The organism is Nocardiopsis sp. iso_237 (genome assembly GCF_056173345.1).
Map to the genome: position 1 here is coordinate 6,203,206 of NZ_CM149669.1, position 16,893 is coordinate 6,220,098.

Annotated in this window: 15 protein-coding genes and 1 tRNA gene; 13 read left to right on the forward strand and 3 right to left on the reverse strand. The window is 72.7% G+C overall.

The window, feature by feature from the left end; all coding sequences use genetic code 11:
- The first annotated feature begins 1 nt into the window (after position 1).
- From purD to AC0VYM_RS27920, 4 genes are all read left to right on the forward strand, one after another.
- Positions 2-1,252: a phosphoribosylamine--glycine ligase gene (gene purD / locus AC0VYM_RS27905; protein ID WP_475457093.1), complete on the forward strand. Its 1,251-nt coding sequence runs from the start codon at positions 2-4 to the stop codon at positions 1,250-1,252.
- 114 nt (positions 1,253-1,366) lie between these two features.
- On the forward strand, positions 1,367-2,272 hold the full coding sequence (locus AC0VYM_RS27910; protein WP_475457095.1) for a phosphoribosylaminoimidazolesuccinocarboxamide synthase: 906 nt from the start codon (positions 1,367-1,369) through the stop codon (positions 2,270-2,272).
- Positions 2,273-2,645: 373 nt separating this feature from the next.
- A complete protein-coding gene (gene murA / locus AC0VYM_RS27915) occupies positions 2,646-3,941 on the forward strand; it encodes a UDP-N-acetylglucosamine 1-carboxyvinyltransferase (protein WP_475463273.1) in 1,296 nt (431 codons plus the stop codon).
- 250 nt (positions 3,942-4,191) lie between these two features.
- The gene (locus tag AC0VYM_RS27920) at positions 4,192-5,457 is read left to right on the forward strand and encodes a hypothetical protein (RefSeq protein ID WP_017544398.1); all 1,266 of its coding nucleotides are present in this window, start codon (positions 4,192-4,194) and stop codon (positions 5,455-5,457) included.
- A 75-nt stretch (positions 5,458-5,532) separates the two neighbouring features.
- Here the strand turns inward: AC0VYM_RS27920 and hisC are convergent, their stop codons facing one another.
- On the reverse strand, positions 5,533-6,615 hold the full coding sequence (gene hisC / locus AC0VYM_RS27925) for a histidinol-phosphate transaminase (RefSeq protein WP_475457097.1): 1,083 nt from the start codon (positions 6,613-6,615) through the stop codon (positions 5,533-5,535).
- A 171-nt stretch (positions 6,616-6,786) separates the two neighbouring features.
- Here hisC and AC0VYM_RS27930 point away from each other — a divergent pair, with 171 nt between their 5' ends.
- Positions 6,787-7,443, forward strand: a complete 657-nt coding sequence (locus AC0VYM_RS27930) for a hypothetical protein (protein WP_475463275.1) — start codon at positions 6,787-6,789, stop codon at positions 7,441-7,443.
- Here the strand turns inward: AC0VYM_RS27930 and AC0VYM_RS27935 are convergent.
- Both AC0VYM_RS27935 and AC0VYM_RS27940 read right to left on the reverse strand, forming a co-directional pair.
- The gene (locus AC0VYM_RS27935) at positions 7,418-8,407 is read right to left on the reverse strand and encodes a MauE/DoxX family redox-associated membrane protein (RefSeq protein ID WP_475457099.1); all 990 of its coding nucleotides are present in this window, start codon (positions 8,405-8,407) and stop codon (positions 7,418-7,420) included. The genes AC0VYM_RS27930 and AC0VYM_RS27935 overlap by 26 nt on opposite strands.
- Positions 8,408-8,410: 3 nt before the next feature.
- The gene (locus tag AC0VYM_RS27940; protein ID WP_475457101.1) at positions 8,411-9,382 is read right to left on the reverse strand and encodes a hypothetical protein; all 972 of its coding nucleotides are present in this window, start codon (positions 9,380-9,382) and stop codon (positions 8,411-8,413) included.
- A gap of 459 nt (positions 9,383-9,841) precedes the next feature.
- Between AC0VYM_RS27940 and AC0VYM_RS27945 the strand changes: the two genes are divergently transcribed.
- The 8 genes from AC0VYM_RS27945 (at position 9,842) to AC0VYM_RS27980 (ending at position 16,888) form a co-directional block, all read left to right on the forward strand.
- Positions 9,842-10,369, forward strand: a complete 528-nt coding sequence (locus AC0VYM_RS27945; protein ID WP_475463277.1) for a SigE family RNA polymerase sigma factor — start codon at positions 9,842-9,844, stop codon at positions 10,367-10,369.
- A 300-nt stretch (positions 10,370-10,669) separates the two neighbouring features.
- The gene (locus AC0VYM_RS27950) at positions 10,670-12,613 is read left to right on the forward strand and encodes an ABC transporter ATP-binding protein (protein WP_475457103.1); all 1,944 of its coding nucleotides are present in this window, start codon (positions 10,670-10,672) and stop codon (positions 12,611-12,613) included.
- Between the two features lie 95 nt (positions 12,614-12,708).
- Positions 12,709-12,795, forward strand: a tRNA-Ser gene (locus tag AC0VYM_RS27955).
- Positions 12,796-12,999: 204 nt separating this feature from the next.
- Positions 13,000-13,665, forward strand: coding sequence for a GOLPH3/VPS74 family protein (locus AC0VYM_RS27960; protein ID WP_475457105.1), 666 nt, complete (start codon positions 13,000-13,002; stop codon positions 13,663-13,665).
- A gap of 65 nt (positions 13,666-13,730) precedes the next feature.
- Complete coding sequence (locus AC0VYM_RS27965) at positions 13,731-14,804, forward strand: NAD-dependent epimerase/dehydratase family protein (RefSeq protein ID WP_475457107.1); 1,074 nt, start codon at positions 13,731-13,733, stop codon at positions 14,802-14,804.
- A 70-nt stretch (positions 14,805-14,874) separates the two neighbouring features.
- Positions 14,875-15,591 carry a glycosyltransferase family 2 protein gene (locus AC0VYM_RS27970; protein WP_475457109.1) on the forward strand — a complete coding sequence of 239 codons (717 nt, stop codon included), beginning with the start codon at positions 14,875-14,877 and terminating at the stop codon, positions 15,589-15,591.
- Entirely contained in the window at positions 15,588-16,220 is a 633-nt protein-coding gene (locus tag AC0VYM_RS27975) for a TIGR04282 family arsenosugar biosynthesis glycosyltransferase (RefSeq protein ID WP_475457111.1), read from the forward strand. The genes AC0VYM_RS27970 and AC0VYM_RS27975 overlap by 4 nt, the downstream gene beginning before the upstream one ends.
- Complete coding sequence (locus AC0VYM_RS27980; protein ID WP_475457113.1) at positions 16,217-16,888, forward strand: class I SAM-dependent methyltransferase; 672 nt, start codon at positions 16,217-16,219, stop codon at positions 16,886-16,888. Before AC0VYM_RS27975 ends, AC0VYM_RS27980 begins: the two co-directional genes overlap by 4 nt.
- Positions 16,889-16,893: the final 5 nt, after the last annotated feature.

The window sequence follows — 16,893 nt, forward strand, 5'->3', positions numbered from 1 at the left end:
AGTGAAAGCCCTCGTTCTCGGCGGCGGAGGCCGCGAGCACGCACTCGTCCGAGCTCTGTCCCTTGATCCGGGCGTCACCAGCATCCACAGCGCCCCCGGGAACCCGGGCATCTCCGACCTCTCCGAGAACCACGTCATCAACGTGACGGACGGGCTGGCCGTGACCGAGCTGGCCGCGCGCATCCGCGCCGAGCTGGTCGTGATCGGCCCCGAGGCGCCGCTGGTGGCCGGGGTGGCCGACGCCCTGCGCGACCGGGGCATCCCGGTGTTCGGTCCCGACAGGGAGGCCGCCCGGCTGGAGGGGTCCAAGGCCTTCGCCAAGGAGGTCATGGAGGCGGCCGGGGTACCCACCGCCAAGGCGCGGGTGTGCCGGAGCGCCAGCCAGGTCTCCGAGGCCCTCGACGAGTTCGGCGCGCCGTACGTGGTGAAGAACGACGGGCTGGCCGCGGGCAAGGGCGTGGTGGTGACCGAGGACCGCGCCCTCGCGGAGCGGCACGCCCGGGAGTGCGGCCGCGTGGTCATCGAGGAGTACCTCGACGGCCCCGAGGTCTCCCTGTTCGTGCTCACGGACGGCGCCCACGCGCTGCCGCTGCTGCCCGCCCAGGACTTCAAGCGCGCCTACGACGGCGACCAGGGGCCGAACACGGGCGGCATGGGCGCCTACGCCCCGGTGCCGTGGGCCCCCGCCGGTCTGGTGGACGAGGTCATGGAGTCGGTCGTGCGGCCGACCGTGTCCGAGATGAACCGCCGCGGCCACCGCTACCAGGGCCTGCTCTACGTGGGTCTGGCGCTGACCGCCAAGGGCCCGCGCGTGGTGGAGTTCAACGCGCGCTTCGGCGACCCGGAGACGCAGGTCGTGCTGGACCGCCTGGCCACCCCGATCGGGGCGGTCCTCCAGGCCACCGACACCGGCGGCCTCGGTTCGATCGGTTCGCTCCAGTGGAAGTCCGGTGCCGCGGTGACCGTGGTGGTCGCGGCGGAGAACTACCCGGGCGACCCGGCCAAGGGCGACCTGATCGGCGGTCTCGACGCCGCGAACGCCCTGGAGGGGGCCTACGTGCTGCACGCGGGCACCGCCTGGGACGGGGTGCGCGACGTCAAGGCCAACGGCGGCCGCGTGCTGAACGTGGTCGGCACCGGCGCGAACCTGCGCCAGGCCCGTGAGCGCGCCTACGAGGCGGCCGGCCGGATCGAGCTGCGCGGCTCGTTCTACCGCACCGACATCGCCGAACGCGCCGCCGCCGAGGCCTAGGCACGGGCACGCCCCAGGGCGACGCACGACAGAGTTCCCGTGGGGGCCTCCGGCCGCACGCCGGAGGCCCCCGCGCGTCCCGGCGCCCCCGGGCACGACCCAGAGAGAAGCGTCATGAGTGGCTTCGTCACCGTCCCCGAGCCCGTCGAGGTTCCGGGGCTCACCCACCTGCACACCGGCAAGGTGCGCGACCTGTACTCGACAGACTCCGGCGCGCTGGTGATGGTGGCCAGCGACCGGGTGTCGGCCTTCGACTGGGTGCTGCCCACGGAGATCCCCGGCAAGGGTCGTCTGCTGACCCAGCTGTCCCTGTGGTGGTTCGAGCGCCTCGGGGACCTCGTGGCCAACCACGTCGTCTCCGACACCCCGCCCGAGGGCGCACCCGCCGACTGGGCCGGGCGCACGCTGGTGTGTGAGCGGCTGGACATGGTGCCGGTCGAGTGCGTGGCGCGCGGCTACCTGGCCGGGTCCGGGCTGGCCGAGTACCGGGTGGACCGCACGGTGTGCGGCGTCCCGCTCCCCGAGGGCCTCGTGGACGGCTCCGAGCTGCCCGAGCCGGTGTTCACCCCGGCCACCAAGGCGGAGGTGGGCGACCACGACGAGAACGTGTCGTTCGGGGTCGTGGCGGAGCGGCACGGGGAGAGACTCGCCGGGGAGCTGCGCGACCTCACCCTGCGCGTGTACGGGCGCGGCCGAGACGTGGCCCGGGAGCGCGGTGTGATCCTCGCCGACACCAAGTTCGAGTTCGGCCGGTCCGCCTCGGGTGAGCTCGTCCTCGCCGACGAGGTGTTCACCCCGGACTCGTCCCGGTACTGGCCCGCCGACGAATGGAGCCCCGGACGCCCCCAGCCGTCGTTCGACAAGCAGATCCTGCGCGACTGGCTGACCTCGCCCGCCTCGGGCTGGGACCGCGCCTCCGACACGCCTCCGCCGGAGCTTCCGGAGAACGTGGTGGAGCGCACTCTGTCCCGTTACGCGGAGATCCATGAGCGTCTGACCGGCGCCAAGCCGACTCTCTGACCGACGCGGACCGCGTGATTCCGCGCACGGGGACGTCGTTTCGGCTGTGGGAGCGCGTATGGTGGTGAAGTCGTATGCAACACCGAAGTAACGGCCAGCCATGCGTACGACCCATGGTCTCTCCCACGGCGTAATGCCTATTTGGCCGTTTGGCGGGACTTCAACCGCGATCTGCGGGTATACCACGTTCTGGGCCGTTTGACGCGATCCGCTTGCTATAGAGTCATCGCGAACCGACCGGCTCACCGGCCGCGCAGGTCACACACAAGATGGTCGCAACGTTTCAGGGCGAACCCGCGTCTCAACGCATACAGGCGATACCCGGCGAGGGTGACCCTTTTTTCACATCTGCCTCACGAAGGAGCACATGAGCATGGGCCAGGAGGTTCGTTACCGCGTCCGCGGCGGACGCCCCCTCAGCGGAACGGCGTTCATCCAAGGCGCGAAGAACGCCGTCCTGCCGATGATCGGGGCCGCCCTGCTGGCGTCCAAGGGACGTACCGTGCTGCGGAACGTCCCCGTCATCGAGGACGTCTACCGCGCGATCGAACTCGCCGAGCACGTGGGTGCCAAGGTCGAGTTCCATGAGTCCGAGCGCACCGTCGTCATCGACGCGTGCGGCCTCAACGACCCCGAGCGTGCCGTCCTGCCCGCGGACATCGCTGCCCGCTTCCGCGGCTCCGTGCTCTTCGTGCCGGCTCTGATGCACCGCACCGGCCGCGCCCGCATCGAGGGCGTCGGCGGTTGCAACCTGGGCAGCCGCAACCTCGACTTCCACTACCGGGGCTTCGCCCGTCTGGGCGCGGAGGTCACCGAGGACCTGGAGCTCAACCACATCAACGTGGAGGCGAGCAAGCTCCGGGGCGGGCGTCTGTACCTGGACACCCCGTCCCACACGGGCACCGAGAACCTCCTCATGGCGGCCGTGCTGGCTCCCGGCACCACCGTGATCGAGCACGCGGCCCTTGAGCCCGAGGTCATCGACGTCATCAACTTCCTCTCCGCCATGGGCGCGAAGATCAGCGGTGGCGGCACCGGCCTGATCACCGTCGAGGGCGTCGAGGAGCTCACCGCCGTCGAGCACACCATCATGGCCGACCGCATCGACGCCGGTGTGTTCGCGATGACCGTCGCCGCCACCGGTGGCGAGGTCAGCCTGGTGGGCGCCAACCTGGACCACCTGGGTGTGGCCCGTTGGAAACTCGAGCAGATGGGCGTGGGCTTCTCGCAGGAGGGTGCCGTCCTGCACGTCCAGCGGGACCCGTCCGTGCCGCTGCGCCCGATCAACGCGGTGACCTCGCCGTTCCCGGGCTTCGCGACGGACCTCCAGTCCCCGCTGATGGCGCTGGCCACCCTGGCCGAGGGTGAGAGCTACATCCACGAGGCCATCTACGACGGTCGCTTCGCGCTGGCCGACGAGCTCAACAAGATGGGCGCCAAGATCGAGGTCGAGGGCACCCGCGCCATCGTGCACGGTTCCACGAACCTGCGCGGCGCCGAGGTGATCGCCCACGACCTGCGCACCGGCGCGGCCCTGGTTCTCGCCGGACTGGTCGCCGAAGGTGAGACAATCGTGGCGCCTGGTTATCTGGTTGACCGCGGTCACGCTCAGTTCGCGTCGCGGCTCGCCGCGCTGGGCGGCGACGTGGAGCGCGTCACCGTCTCGTAGGAGCCGTAGGCGCAGTTCAAGCCGGGGTGGGGGGCTTCCTCCCACCCGGGCTTTCGGCGTTGATATGGAAAACGATCTTCTTTGGCCCCGCACAATGGGTACGATCTCGGCAATCATGCCGTGACAGAGATCGGGTCGGGAAACCAGTGGGCGCACATAGTGAAGAGCGTGGAATGGTAGCGGGGAGCAACCCGAGGTGAGTGCGCAGCGTACTGGCGATTTGACGATCGGCGTCATAGGACCTCATGAGGTGGTCGAACGGGTCATGCTCATGGGTCCGGGGTCCACTGGTCCCCTGAACGCCAGACTCATCGCCGCCGCCTACCGAGACGAGCAGGAGGCGACGGACAAGGTCGTCAGGCTGGGGTCGGCCATCGACGCCTACCTGTTCGCCAGTCCTGTGCCCTACGAGTTCGCACGGAAGGCCGGCGTGTTGACCATGCCCGCGACCTTCGTGCCGCTCGGCGGGGCGAGCCTGCACGAGGCGCTGCTCCGAGCGACGCTGGACGATCGTTACGACCCGACCAGAGCCAGCCTGGACGTGCTCAGCCGCGCCGACGTGGTGGAGGCCTACTCCGAGGTCGACCTGCCCGTGGACGGCATCCACGTGCACGAGGAGCTGACCAACACCGCGCAGCTCACGTCCTTCCACGAGGGACTGTGGCGGCGCAAGGCCACCAAGATGGCGATCACCTGCGTGCGCGGTGTCGCCGAGCGCCTGGAGGCCATCGGGGTTCCGGTGATCCGGCTGCGGCCCACCAACGCGGGTGTGCGCAGCGCCCTCCAGACCGCCGGTCTGCTGGGAGCGCACCACCGCCTGGAGGAGGCCCAGCTCGGCGTGGTCGTCGTGGACGTGCCCACGCTGCGCGACTCCTCCCGGCGCTCCACCCCGCGCTACTGGCGTGAGGAGCTGCGGCTGTCACTGCACCGGCTGCTGCTCCAGGAGGCCCACCGGATCAACGCGACGGCGCACCGGCTGGACGACCACTCGTTCATGGTGACCGCCACGCGCGGTTCGCTGGTGACCGCGACCGAGGGCTTCCGGCAGCCCCCGTTCGTGGAGCGGATCAAGGCGGAACTGGGCATCGCGATCGAGGTGGGCATCGGCATGGGCCGGACCACCCAGGACGCGGAGTCGCACGCCCGCGCGGCGCTCAACCGGGCGCAGGCCTCCCGGCAGAGCTTCGCGGTGGACCGCGAGGGCCGTTCGCTGGTCCCGGCCCAGCGCGCCCCGGCCCGGCAGTCGTCGGAGCCGCTGCGCACCAAGGGCCGCGAGACCCTGGTCCGCCTCTCGGAGAAGATCGCCGAGGAGGACGGTCCGCTGGTGGTCGACGCGGAGAACGCCGGGCGCATGCTCGGGGTCACCTCCCGGACCGCGCGGCGGCTGCTGCGCACCCTGGTGGAGGAGGGCCTGGCCTGGCCCCTGCCGCCCAACCGCACCCTCCAGCCCGGCCGCCCGCGCCAGCTCTACCGGCTGATCGTGGAGAAGCTGGACAAGGACGCCGCGGGCAAGTAGGCCCGTTCGTACGCCCGACGGGGGCGGCTCCCACGCGTGGGGGCCGCCCCCGTCGGCGTCTCCGGTGCCCGTGTGTCAGCGGCGGCGGGCGTAGGCGGTCGCGACGGAGAGGAACACGTCGTTCTCCTCGGGGGTGCCGAGGCTGACGCGGGCGCCCTCGCCGTCGAACGGACGCACCGAGACGCCCTCCTCGGCGCAGGCGGCCGCGAAGTCCAGAGTGTCCTCATCCAGCCGCAGCCACACGAAGTTGGCCTCGGTGGGGGGCACGGTCCACCCGGAGGCCACGAGGGCGCCACGGACGCGCTCACGCTCCTTCACGGTGGTCTCCACGCGCTCCAGGAGCTCGTCCTCGGCGTCCAGCGAGGCGATCCCGGCCGCCTGGGCGAGATGGTTCACCGCGAAGGGGACGAGGGTCTTGCGCACGGCGGAGGTCACCGGGGGGTGGCCGACGAGGAAGCCGAGGCGCACGGCGGCCAGGCCGTAGGCCTTCGAGAAGGTGCGCAGGACCGCGACGTTGGGGCGGTCCCGGTACAGGGTCACGCCGTCGGGGACCTCGGGGTCGCGCACGTACTCGCGGTAGGCCTCGTCGAGGACGACCAGCACGTGGTCGGGGACGCGGTCGAGGAAGTCGACCAGCTCCCGCTCCCGGACGGCGGTACCGGTAGGGTTGTTGGGGTTGCACACCAGCACCATGCGGGTGTCGTCGGTGATCGCGGCGAGGAGCGCCTCGAGGTCGTGGGTCTCGTCCCTGAGGGGCACCCGGACCGAGGTGACCCCGGACAGCTCCGCGAGCAGGGGGTAGGCCTCGAAGGAGCGCCAGGCGTAGACGACCTCGGCGCCCGGTTCCCCGACGGCCTCCAGGAGCTGCTGGAGCAGGCCGACGGAGCCCGCGCCGAGCGCGACGTGCTCCTCGGGGACGCCCAGGTGCGCGGCGAGCCGGGTGACGAGCTCGGCGGCGCCCGGGTCGGGGTAGCGGTTGAGTTCGGCGGAGGCCCTGGCGACGGCCTCGCGCACGGACGGGAGCGGCCCGAGCGGGCTCTCGTTGGAGGACAGTTTGACGGACCGCCCGTCAGGCCCGACGACCTTGCGGCCGGGCTTGTACGCGGGGATGGACTCCAGTACCGCCCGCAGATATGGCGATTTCGACTCCGACACCATTGTCCTTCCTCAATACTTTGTGCTAACCCCGCGACACTCTCAGCGATGGGAGGCCCGGGTCGGTCACCGCTCCAAGCGGAAATATCGCACAAACGAGGAGATACCACCATGCGTTTGCGTCATCGTTCTGCCCGTTCCGCAGCGGGCGTATCCCTGCCCGCCGCGATCGCGCTGACCTCCGCGATCGTCCTGAGCGCGTGCGGTGGAACGGACGAGGGGCAGAGCGACGACCCCAACGCCGATGCCGCCGCCAAGCTGCACGACGCCCAGCCGATCAACGTCGGGGACGTGACCCTTCTCCCCGAGAGCAGCGAGGCCGGAACCTACTCCGAGCTTGTCACAGTGCAGTACTCGGAGGAGGTCCGGGCCTCCACCGAGCTGGACAAACCCGAGTGCATGGACGCCGCCAACCGCTGGGCGGACCTGGAGGCCGTGCGCGAGGCCCCCACCTCGGTGGCCGCCTACGAGTGGGAGAAGGGCAACGTCTCGCACATCCTCGTCCAGCTCGACGAGGGCGCCGCCGCCGAGGCCCTGGCCGTCAAGCCCCCCGAGTCCTGCGCCGAGTACACCGCCACCTACGAGGACGGAAGCAGCTCCGAGTACGGCGTGACCGACCTGGAGGTCCCCCCGGTGGGCGACGAGTCCCGCTCCTTCGCCATCCAGGTCAGGGACGCCGGGGGCGAGAACAACATGTACACCGTCATGTACCGCAACGGCGGCCTGCTGGGCACCACCTCGGTGATGGGCCCCGGTGAGGCCGAGGAGTACGAGCAGCTGCTCCAGGACTTCACCGAGGCCGCCATCAAACGGCAGGGTCAGATGCTCTGACCTCGTCGGGGAGACCGCGACCGGACTCGCCGGGGAACTCCTTGGCCAGGGTTCCGGGCCTGGCCCCGCCCCGGCCCGCGGCCTCGTCCCGCCGGGCCGCCTCGCGCGGCCGGGGCAGCCTGCGGGGCGGCCCCTGGAGGTCGAGCGTGGTCACCGCGCCGAAGGAGGCGACCACCGCCCCGCTCTCCCGGTCCACCAGGACCGCGCGCACGCCCGTCCGGCTCGGACCGTCGATCCGCACCGCGTACACGACGTCCACGCGGCGGCCGTGCCGCAGGCCGTCGTAGCGGAGGAACCGCCAGCAGCCGTGCCGCCAGGTCTCCTCGGGATCGCTCTTGATCATCACCCTGGCGTTGGTCCGCCAGACCTCGCTGCCGCGCAGGCGGCGGCGGGTCCGGCGTTCCGGGACCTCGCGCAGCGCGCAGGGCTCCCGGGTGGTGAACCGGTGCGCCGCCTCGCGGAGTTCCGGGCTGAGCAGGGCCAGCAGGAGCAGCTGCGCGCCCAGGACCACGCCGTGGGTCGCGGTGGGGGCCGAGGCCACCTCCCAGCCGGTGGGAGCCAGCCCGACCGTCGCGGCCGCGCCCGCCGCCAGCAGGCCCGCGCGGGTGAGCGTGCGCCAGCCGATCGGCGTCTGGCTCAGACCGCCGAAGCAGCCGCACCCCGCCTCGGGGTCGCGGCGGCGGGCCACCAGCAGCAGGACCACGGACACCGCGAACACCAGGGCGGTGAGCACCCGGGCCACCTCACCGAGGAGGCCGGTCGCGGTCAGCAGCGCCACCGCGAGGGCCGCCTCCAGCAGGCAGGTGCCGAGCGTGGCGGGGCGGCGCAGACGCTCGGGCAGCAGGACGGACACGCCCGTCCCGGCCGCGCGCGGACTGGCCTTGGCGGCCGCGCCGAGCAGGAGCAGGGCCGCGAGGAGCGGTAGCTGGACCTCGCGGACCGCTTCGAGAACCTCAGGGAACATGGGTCATCCCTCCTGGTTGGCGACGGTCATGGTCGCGTTGAAGCAGCCCGCCTCCAGCCGCCCGCCCAGGGCGACGAAGGAGGTCATGGTGAGGGAGGCGAGGCGACCCGCGCTCTGGCTCCCGCAGGCCGGGCACAGGTCGCACAGCCAGCTGTCGGCGGCGGCGCAGTCCACGACGGGCACCACGGCGGTGTCTCCGGTGCAGTCGTTGCGGAGACTGAGTGTCGCCCCGGTGGACAGCAGCGGCAACGGGACGCAGGAGGTCCGGCGGTCGCAGGCCCCCTCGTGCCCCACACGGTCGAGCGCCGGGTAGGCGGCCCCCGCGACCACGGCCCTCGGGTCCAGGTGGCTGGCGCGTCCCCACGCGGGGTCGTACCAGGTGGCGGTCCCGGTGACGGTCGTGGAGTGCTCGCGGGCGTGCGGGCGGCGCGGGGTGGAGCTCAGGGGGTAGGGCGGCTGGGTGGTGACCGGCCGCGTCGCCACGATCTCGCCGCCGCGCCAGACGCCGACGGCGTCGAACAGGTAGCCCGCTTCGAGTCTGGGGTGGCGCACCCCGATGCGTCCGGAGGACCGGTAGGGCAGGACCACGGTCAGGCGGGGGCGCCCGTGGCCGGGGTCGATGCTGAGGGTGTCGCCCTCCTTGTCGGTGATGAGGCCGGTGGCGCGGGCGGCCTGGGCCCAGACGCGCTCGGCGACCAGGCGGCCGTCGTGCGAGCACTGCACCACGACGTCGTCGCCGGGGCGCAGCTCGGTGGGCGGGACCTCGTCGCCGCGCCAGAAGGAGGTGACGCGTTCGTAGAGGAACCGCTCCTCCCCCTCGGGTGTGGCCACGCAGAGCATGTACGAGGTGGCGTCGACCACCACGCCGCGGGCGACGCGGTGGTGGACCGGCGTGGGCTCGGGTACGGCCTTGGCACCGAGCACGGCGGCGGTGAACCGCCGACGGTCCCGACCGCTGTCCGTGATCACTGACATGTCCTTCGCGCCCCCTTGTAGACCGACTCGTCCGTCTGTGCCCATTGTCTCCCGCGCCTCCCGAAACGCCCGCTCACACGCCGACACGAGTCGGTTCGTGTCGACCGTCGGCCCCGGGGGCGCCACACCGGGGCGGAGCGGCTCCATCGCCTGCGGGCAAGGAAGAACTCCCCTCGACTCACCCACCATGCTCCGTCACCGCACGCAAGCATTTGTACACACTTTGTGTCCGCCAGGTAGTCGGCGCGCTCCGAACACCCCCCGCGAACTCCTCCGCCCCGACACGCCCGACCCCGTTCTCCGGCTCCACTTCCACGCAACCGCACGGTGGTTTGTTCGCCCTTCGTGCGATTTGTCGGCGCGTGGTGTCCAGGTTCCTGGGGGTTTGCGTTCGCTGTGTGAAAGTGAGTGTCAAGGGCGGCCGCACGGGCGGTGCACACGGCGACGGCACGCGGGACGGTGACGGGCGTGAACGGAACGACACGGACTCCCAGGTCCGAGGAGTTCAGCGACTACGTGGCCGAGCGCGGACCGGCCCTGCTCCGCATGGCGCGCTCCCTCACCAACAGCCACGCGGACGCCGAGGACCTCCTCCAGGCCGCGCTGGTCAAGACCTTCCTCTCCTGGGGGCGCATCGCCAACCCCCGCGCCCGCGACGGCTACGTGCGGCGGGCCATGGTCAACACCCAGATCTCCGAGTGGCGCCGCAGGCGCCTGGACGTCTACCCGACGGACGAGATCCCCGAACAGCGGCTGGACGACCCCACCTGGCGCAGCGACCTGGCCGACGTGGTGGGTCGCGCCATCGAGCGCCTGCCCGCCCGGCAGCGCGCCACGGTGGTGCTGCGCTACTACGAGGACCTCACCGAGGCCCAGATAGCCGAGCGCATGGGTGTCACCATCGGCACCGTCAAGAGCGCGCTGTCGCGGGCCGTGGAGAAGCTGCGCGGCGACGCCGACCTCGTCATCGAGCGCACCACCTCCTGACCCGGCCACCAGGTTCCGTGCCGCCCTCGTCACGCGCCCCGTTTTGCGGACACCGGCCCTCCGGCCAGCGGCGCCCCCTCCCGGGGCTTTGCGCGCGGCCGATTCGTACAGGTATTCGGATCGCGACTTTCCCCGAGATCCGATCCGCCGCCCGCGCCCCCGTCTCCCACCCCACCGCGCGAGGCCTCCCGCCGGACCGCGATCCGGTCCGTCCGCAACCGTCGGACGCATCCCGGAGCGTCGCGTTCCCGGGCGATGATCGGCACCGCCGAACCCGCCCGACCTCCAGGAGGAACCGCCGTGAACACCACCCGCGCCCCTCAGGACCCCGGCCCCGAGGACGGTCTCGACCTGCCCGAACTCGCCCCGCCCCGGTGGATCAGGCACCACGGCGAGATGGCCGGGGCCTCCTGGTTCCGGATCGCCCGCCGCATGCCCGTGCTGGTCGGCCAGGCCACCGCGCTGGCCTGGCGGAGCGGCCCGCGCGACCTCCTGGCGACCGTCCTCTTCACCCTCGGCAGCGGGGTGACCACCGCCTGGGCTCTGGTCACCACCACCTCCGTGCTCGCCGAACTCTTCGCGGAGGTACCCACCCCGGCCCGGGTGGCCGCCGCGCTCCCCTCCCTCGTCCTGCTCGCCCTGGCCCTGGTGGCCCGGGGCGGCTGCGGGGCCCTGGCTGGCCGGGCCCAGTCCCGCCTCACCCCGAAGGTGGTGCTGGCCGCCGAACGGACCCTGCTGCTGGACGCCACCTCCGTGGAGCTGCGGGCCTTCGACGACAGCGACTTCCACGACCACCTGTTCCGCTCCCACACCCGGGGGTGCGACGAGGCGGGGGCACTGGTCCGCCAGACCACGGACCTGCTCACCGGCCTGGTGGGGATCGTCGCGGCGGCCGGGGTGCTGACCACGCTGCACCCGGCCCTGGTCCCGCTCCTGCTGCTGGCGATGGTCCCCCAGTGGTGGGGGGCGGCCGCGTCAGCGCGCATGCGCTACCGCATGGTGCTCGCCTTCACCGAGGGGCGACGCCGCAAGCACATGCTGGAACAGCTCATGACCGCGCGGGAGAGCGCCGCCGAGGTGCGTTCGTTCACCATGGAGCGGCGGCTCCTCGCCGGATTCGACCGCATCGCCCGCCGTGAGCTGGACATCCACCTGAAGCTGGCCACCCGCCAGTCAGTGGTCCGCCTCGTCGGGGACACCGCCAGCGGACTCGTGACGGCGGGGGTGTTCGCGGTGCTGGCCGTGCTGCTGGTCCAGGGGGTGGTGCCGATCGCGGTCGCCGGGGCGGCCGTCGTCGCGGTCCGCGTGGCCCAGGGCGCGCTGAGCAACGCCCTGTACGCGGTGACCGGCGTGTACGAGTCGGGGCTGTACTTCTCCGACTACACGGCCTTCCAGCACGAGGCCCGCACCCGGCTCCCGCGCCCCGGGCTGGTGCCCGCCCCCTCGGGGTTCGAGCGCGTCGAACTGCGGAACCTCACCTTCGGCTACCCCTCCGGCGAGGGCCCGGCCCTGGAGGACGTGAACCTCACCCTCCACCGGGGGCGGACCGTGGCGCTGGTCGGGGAGAACGGGTCGGGCAAGAGCACGCTGGCCAAGCTGCTCTCGGGGCTGTACACGCCCCAGGAGGGCAGCGTGTGCTGGGACGGCACCGACCTCTCCGGCGTGGACGGCGTGAGCCTGCGCGAGCGGATCGCGGTGATCGCCCAGGACCACACCCACTGGCCGCTGACCGCGCGCGGCAACACCGTGATGAGCAGCGCCCGGTGCGCCGACCGCTTCACCCGGGCCGCGGCGGCGTCCCAGGCCGACAGCGTGGTCGCGGGCTTCCGGAACGGTTGGGACACCCTGCTGGACAAGCGCTTCGCCCACGGTGTGGAGCCCTCCGGCGGCCAGTGGCAGCGCCTGGCCGCGGCCCGCTCGTTCTACCGGGGTGACGACGGGAACGCCGTGCCCCTGCTCATCGCGGACGAGCCCACCGCCGCCATGGACGCCCGCGCCGAGCACGGCTTCTTCGAATCCGTACACGCCCACGCCCGCCGCACCGGCGCGACGGTGGTCCTCATCACGCACCGGCTGGCCTCGGTGCGGATGGCGGACCACATCGTGGTGCTCGAACGCGGCCGCGTGGTCGCCCAGGGCACACACACCCGGCTGATGGCCGAGGGCGGCCTGTACCGGGAGCTGTGGGAGCTCCAGGCCAGCGCCTACCGGACCCCCTCCGTGCCGAAACCCCGCACCGCCTGACCTGAGTCGGGAGGGGCCCCACCGCCCCGGGGCCCCTCCTCGCGGGGGATTCGTTTTGCGCAGGACCCCGCCGCTCTGTAGGCTGGTCGCAGCCAGGAGGATTCGCCTAGAGGCCTAGGGCGCCGCACTGCTAATGCGGTTGGGGGGCAACCCCCTCATGGGTTCAAATCCCATATCCTCCGCCGGTCAGAAGGGGTCCCTGCCCACGTGGTAGGGGCCCCTTCGTCGTTTCCTGGACCCGGTGGGGTGACACCACGTCATGCGGGGGTGTTGACGCGGTGCCACTGTCCCGGGGCGGGCTCCGGCTGCTTGGATCGAAGGGCGGGACGGGCGACGGCCCGCGCGGCTCGCCACCGGACCGGACGGCGGCAAGGAGGGCACAGCTCGTGTCGGAGACGACCGGGGTACACACACTGATCGCGGAGGACGTCCTCCTCATGCTCTTCCAGCCCGCGTCGGGGACGATCGCGGGTGAGAACGTCCTGTACCACGTGCTGGGCGGCGCGGTCCTCACCGAACTGGCCCTCCGCGGCCACGTCGCGGTGCGCGGGTCCGTGGTGCACGCGGGTTCCGAGGCGCCGACCGACGAGGTGCTGAGGTCGGCCTGGGACCACGTCGACCGGAAGCCGCACGGCGTGCACGCCGTCCTCGCGGCGATCGGCCCGAGGCTGCGGGCCTCCCTGCTGGACCGGCTCGTGGAGCGCGGGCACATCGAACGCGACGACCGGAGGATGCTGGGGTTCATCCCGCGGACCGTCCTCAGCGTCGGCCCCTCCGGTCGGCACGAGGAGGTCTTCGAGCGGATGCGTTCCGTGCTCGTCGACCGAGCCGAGCCCACCGAGCACATCGCGGCGGTGACCGCCCTGGTGGCGGCCAGTGGGACACTGCCCCACCTCGACAGGCGGATCCCCTGGAACTCCGCCGTGGTCAGGCGGGCGAAGGAGTTGGAGAACGGCGACTGGGGCGCGGGGGCGACCGCGGCCGCGGTGATCCGCGCGAACGCGGCCGTCGTCACCAACGCCGTGCTCGTCTCCGGCGTGCTCTCGCAGTGACGGACCCCCGCGACTCACCGGAACGCAGAAGGTGACGGACCCGCCACGCGGCGTAGGTTGACTCCATGCGCGTACTTGTCACGGGTGGGGCCGGGTTCATCGGATCGCGGGTGGCGGAGGAACTCCGCCTGGCCGGGCACGAGGCGGTGACCCTCGACGCCTACCTTCCGCTGGCGCACGCGGGGCGCGCCCCCGGGGAGGAGTCCGTGGACGTCGTGGCCGACGTCCGGGACGGCGCGGCCGTGGAGCGGGCGCTGCGGGGTGTGGACGCGGTCTGCCACCAGGCGGCGATGGTGGGCCTGGGGTCGGCGGACTTCCTGGACGCGCCCGACTACGTGGGCTGCAACGACCTGGGCACGGCGGTCCTGCTGGCCGCCATGGCACGGGCGGGGGTCCGCCGCATCGTGATGGCCGGTTCCATGGTCGTCTACGGGGAGGGCCGGTACACCTGCCCCGAGCACGGCGACGTCCGCCCCGGACCGAGGGCGGAGGCCGATCTCGCGGCCGGGGTGTTCGACCCGCCGTGTCCCCGGTGCGGGACGGCGCTCGTCCCCGGCCTGGTGCGGGAGGACGCGCCGAGCGACCCCCGCAACGTGTACGCGACGACCAAGCTGGCGCAGGAGCACCTGTGCGCGTCGTGGGCCCGCGCGGTGGGCGGGCGGGCGCTGTCCCTGCGCTACCACAACGTCTACGGGCCGGGCATGCCGCGCGACACCCCCTACGCGGGGGTGGCCTCCTTCTTCCGATCGGCGCTGGCCCGCGGCGAGGCGCCGCGTGTGTTCGAGGACGGCCGCCAGCGGCGCGACTTCGTGCACGTGCGGGACGTGGCCCGCGCCAACGTGGCGGCGCTGGAGGCGCTGCCGGACCGGGCCGAGGGCGTGCTGTCCGCGTTGAACACCGGAAGCGGGACCCCGCACACCATCGGGGAGATGGCCCGGGCGCTGGCGGACGCGCACGGCGGCCCCGCCCCCGTGGTCACCGGCGAGTACCGGCTCGGGGACGTCCGGCACATCACGGCGTCCTCGGACCGGCTGGTCAAGGAGCTGTCCTGGCGCCCGAGGGTCGGATTCGCCGAGGGGATGGCGGAGTTCGCCCGTTCCGAGCTGCGGGGATCCGTCGGTACGGGTGTCCCGGGGTGATGACCGATACGCCCGCGTGTCGTGAGCACCTTCACTGACTGCGCCTTTATCGCTTCGTAACGTAACCAGGGTGATCAACGAACCTCACGGTAACGAACCGGCCCCGGTCGACGTGGTGCTCCCCTGTCTGGACGAGGCCGCCGCGCTCCCCTGGGTCATGGAACGTATCCCGCCGGGCTGGCGGGCGATCGTCGTGGACAACGGCTCGACGGACGGTTCGGCGGCCGTCGCGGAGAAGCTGGGAGCCGTCGTCGTCCCCGAGTCCCGCAGGGGATTCGGGGCGGCGTGCCACGCGGGACTGTCGGCCGCCACCGCCGAGTACGTCTGCTTCTGCGACTGCGACGCCTCCCTGGACCCGGGCCTGCTCCCTGGACTGGTGGACCGGGTCCGACGGGGCGAGGCGGACCTCGTCCTGGGGCGGCGCCGCCCCACCCGGAGGGGTGTCTGGCCGCCGCACGCACGGGTCGGCAACGCGGCCGTCGCCCGGATGCTGCGCTCCCGGACGGGGGTGCGCGTCCGCGACATCGGCCCGATGCGGGCCGCCCGCCGGTCCGGGCTGGTGGGACTGGGGATGACCGACCGCCGCTCGGGCTATCCCCTGGAGACGGTCGTGCGGGCCGCCGACGCGGGCTGGCGCATCGCGGAGGTGGACGTCCCCTACCTGCCGAGGTCCGGGGCGTCCAAGGTGACCGGAACGTGGCGCGGGACCTGGACCGCCGTACGCGACATGACCTCGGTGCTGCGTGAACCGCCGACCGGGGCGCGCGCGGGGGAAGGGCAGCGATGAGCCGGGCGGCCACGACCCTGCTGGTGATCGCCAAGGAACCCGTTCCCGGCCGGGTCAAGACGAGGCTGACCCCGGAGTACTCGCCCGAGGAGGCCGCCGCGATCGCCGAGGCCGCGCTGGCGGACACGCTCGACACGGTGCGCTTGCTTCCGGCGCGTCGACGCCTCCTGGTGCTGGAGGGGCGGCCGGGCCCCTGGATGCCGGACTCGGGGTTCGAGGTGGTCCCGCAGTCGGGCGGCGGTCTGGACGAACGGATCGCGCACGCGTTCTCCCTGTGTTCGGGGCCCTCCCTGCTGATCGGCATGGACACCCCCCAGGTCACCGCCGGGCACCTGGCGCCCGCCCTGACCTCCTGGGAGGACACCGACGCGTGGTTCGGCGCGAGCGAGGACGGCGGGTTCTGGGCGCTCGGGATGGCCGACCCGGACCCCGGCCTGGTGCGCGGCGTGCCGATGTCCACCCCGCACACCGGGCGCCTCCAGCGCGCTCGGCTGGTCGACGCGGGGTTGCGCGTGGGCGACCTGGACGTGCTCAGCGACGTGGACACCCCGCGGGACGCCGCCGCCGTGGCGCGGCTGGTGCCGGGGAGCCGCTTCGCCGGTGCCGTCGGAACGGGGGTCCGGTCATGAGCGCGCCCGAGATGGGGGTCGGCACCAGGGCGGCCCCGTGGTTGTGCGACCCGTACTCCCGGGCGCTCGCCAACGGACACGGCCCCCTGTACCTGCGCAGGTCCGACGGGTGGATGCTCCCGTTGGAGGTCGAGCGCTGGTGCGGGGCGACCGACACCGCCGACGAGAGCGTGCTGGAGCGTTCCGTGGGCGACACCCTCGACGCGGGCTGCGGGCCCGGCCGCATGGTCCTCACGCTCACCGCTCGGGGCCACCGTGCGCTGGGCGTGGACACGAACCCGGTGGCCGTGTCACGCGTGGTCGAGGCCGGCGGGTGGGCGGTGCGCGCCTCGGTGTTCGACCCCCTGCCGGCGGAGGGTCGCTGGCACACCGCGCTGTTGATCGACGGCAACATCGGGATCGGCGGGACCCCGGCGGCGCTGCTCGCGCGGATGCGCGAACTCGTGTCGCCCCGGGGGCTGCTCATCGTCGAGACCGCCGAGCGGGACGTCCACGAGTGCGTGACCGTGCAGGTCACCGATGGTTGGGGGAAGCCGGGCGCCCCCTTCACGTGGGCGCGGCTCGGTCTCCCCGCCCTGCGCGCCTACGCGGAGGGCGCGGGATGGCGGTGGTCGGACTCCTGGCAGGTGCGGGGGCGCTGGTTCGCGGCGCTGCGCGCACCCCGGTGAACCGG

Coding starts and splice junctions, on each gene's coding strand:
- AC0VYM_RS27935 (WP_475457099.1), bottom strand. CDS start 8,407: ATGTTCCCTGAGGTTCTCGAAGCGGTCCGCGAGGTCCAGCTACCGCTC.
- murA (WP_475463273.1), top strand. CDS start 2,646: ATGGGCCAGGAGGTTCGTTACCGCGTCCGCGGCGGACGCCCCCTCAGC.
- AC0VYM_RS27910 (WP_475457095.1), top strand. CDS start 1,367: ATGAGTGGCTTCGTCACCGTCCCCGAGCCCGTCGAGGTTCCGGGGCTC.
- hisC (WP_475457097.1), bottom strand. CDS start 6,615: ATGGTGTCGGAGTCGAAATCGCCATATCTGCGGGCGGTACTGGAGTCC.
- AC0VYM_RS27980 (WP_475457113.1), top strand. CDS start 16,217: ATGAGCGCGCCCGAGATGGGGGTCGGCACCAGGGCGGCCCCGTGGTTG.
- AC0VYM_RS27975 (WP_475457111.1), top strand. CDS start 15,588: ATGAGCCGGGCGGCCACGACCCTGCTGGTGATCGCCAAGGAACCCGTT.
- AC0VYM_RS27965 (WP_475457107.1), top strand. CDS start 13,731: ATGCGCGTACTTGTCACGGGTGGGGCCGGGTTCATCGGATCGCGGGTG.
- AC0VYM_RS27940 (WP_475457101.1), bottom strand. CDS start 9,382: ATGTCAGTGATCACGGACAGCGGTCGGGACCGTCGGCGGTTCACCGCC.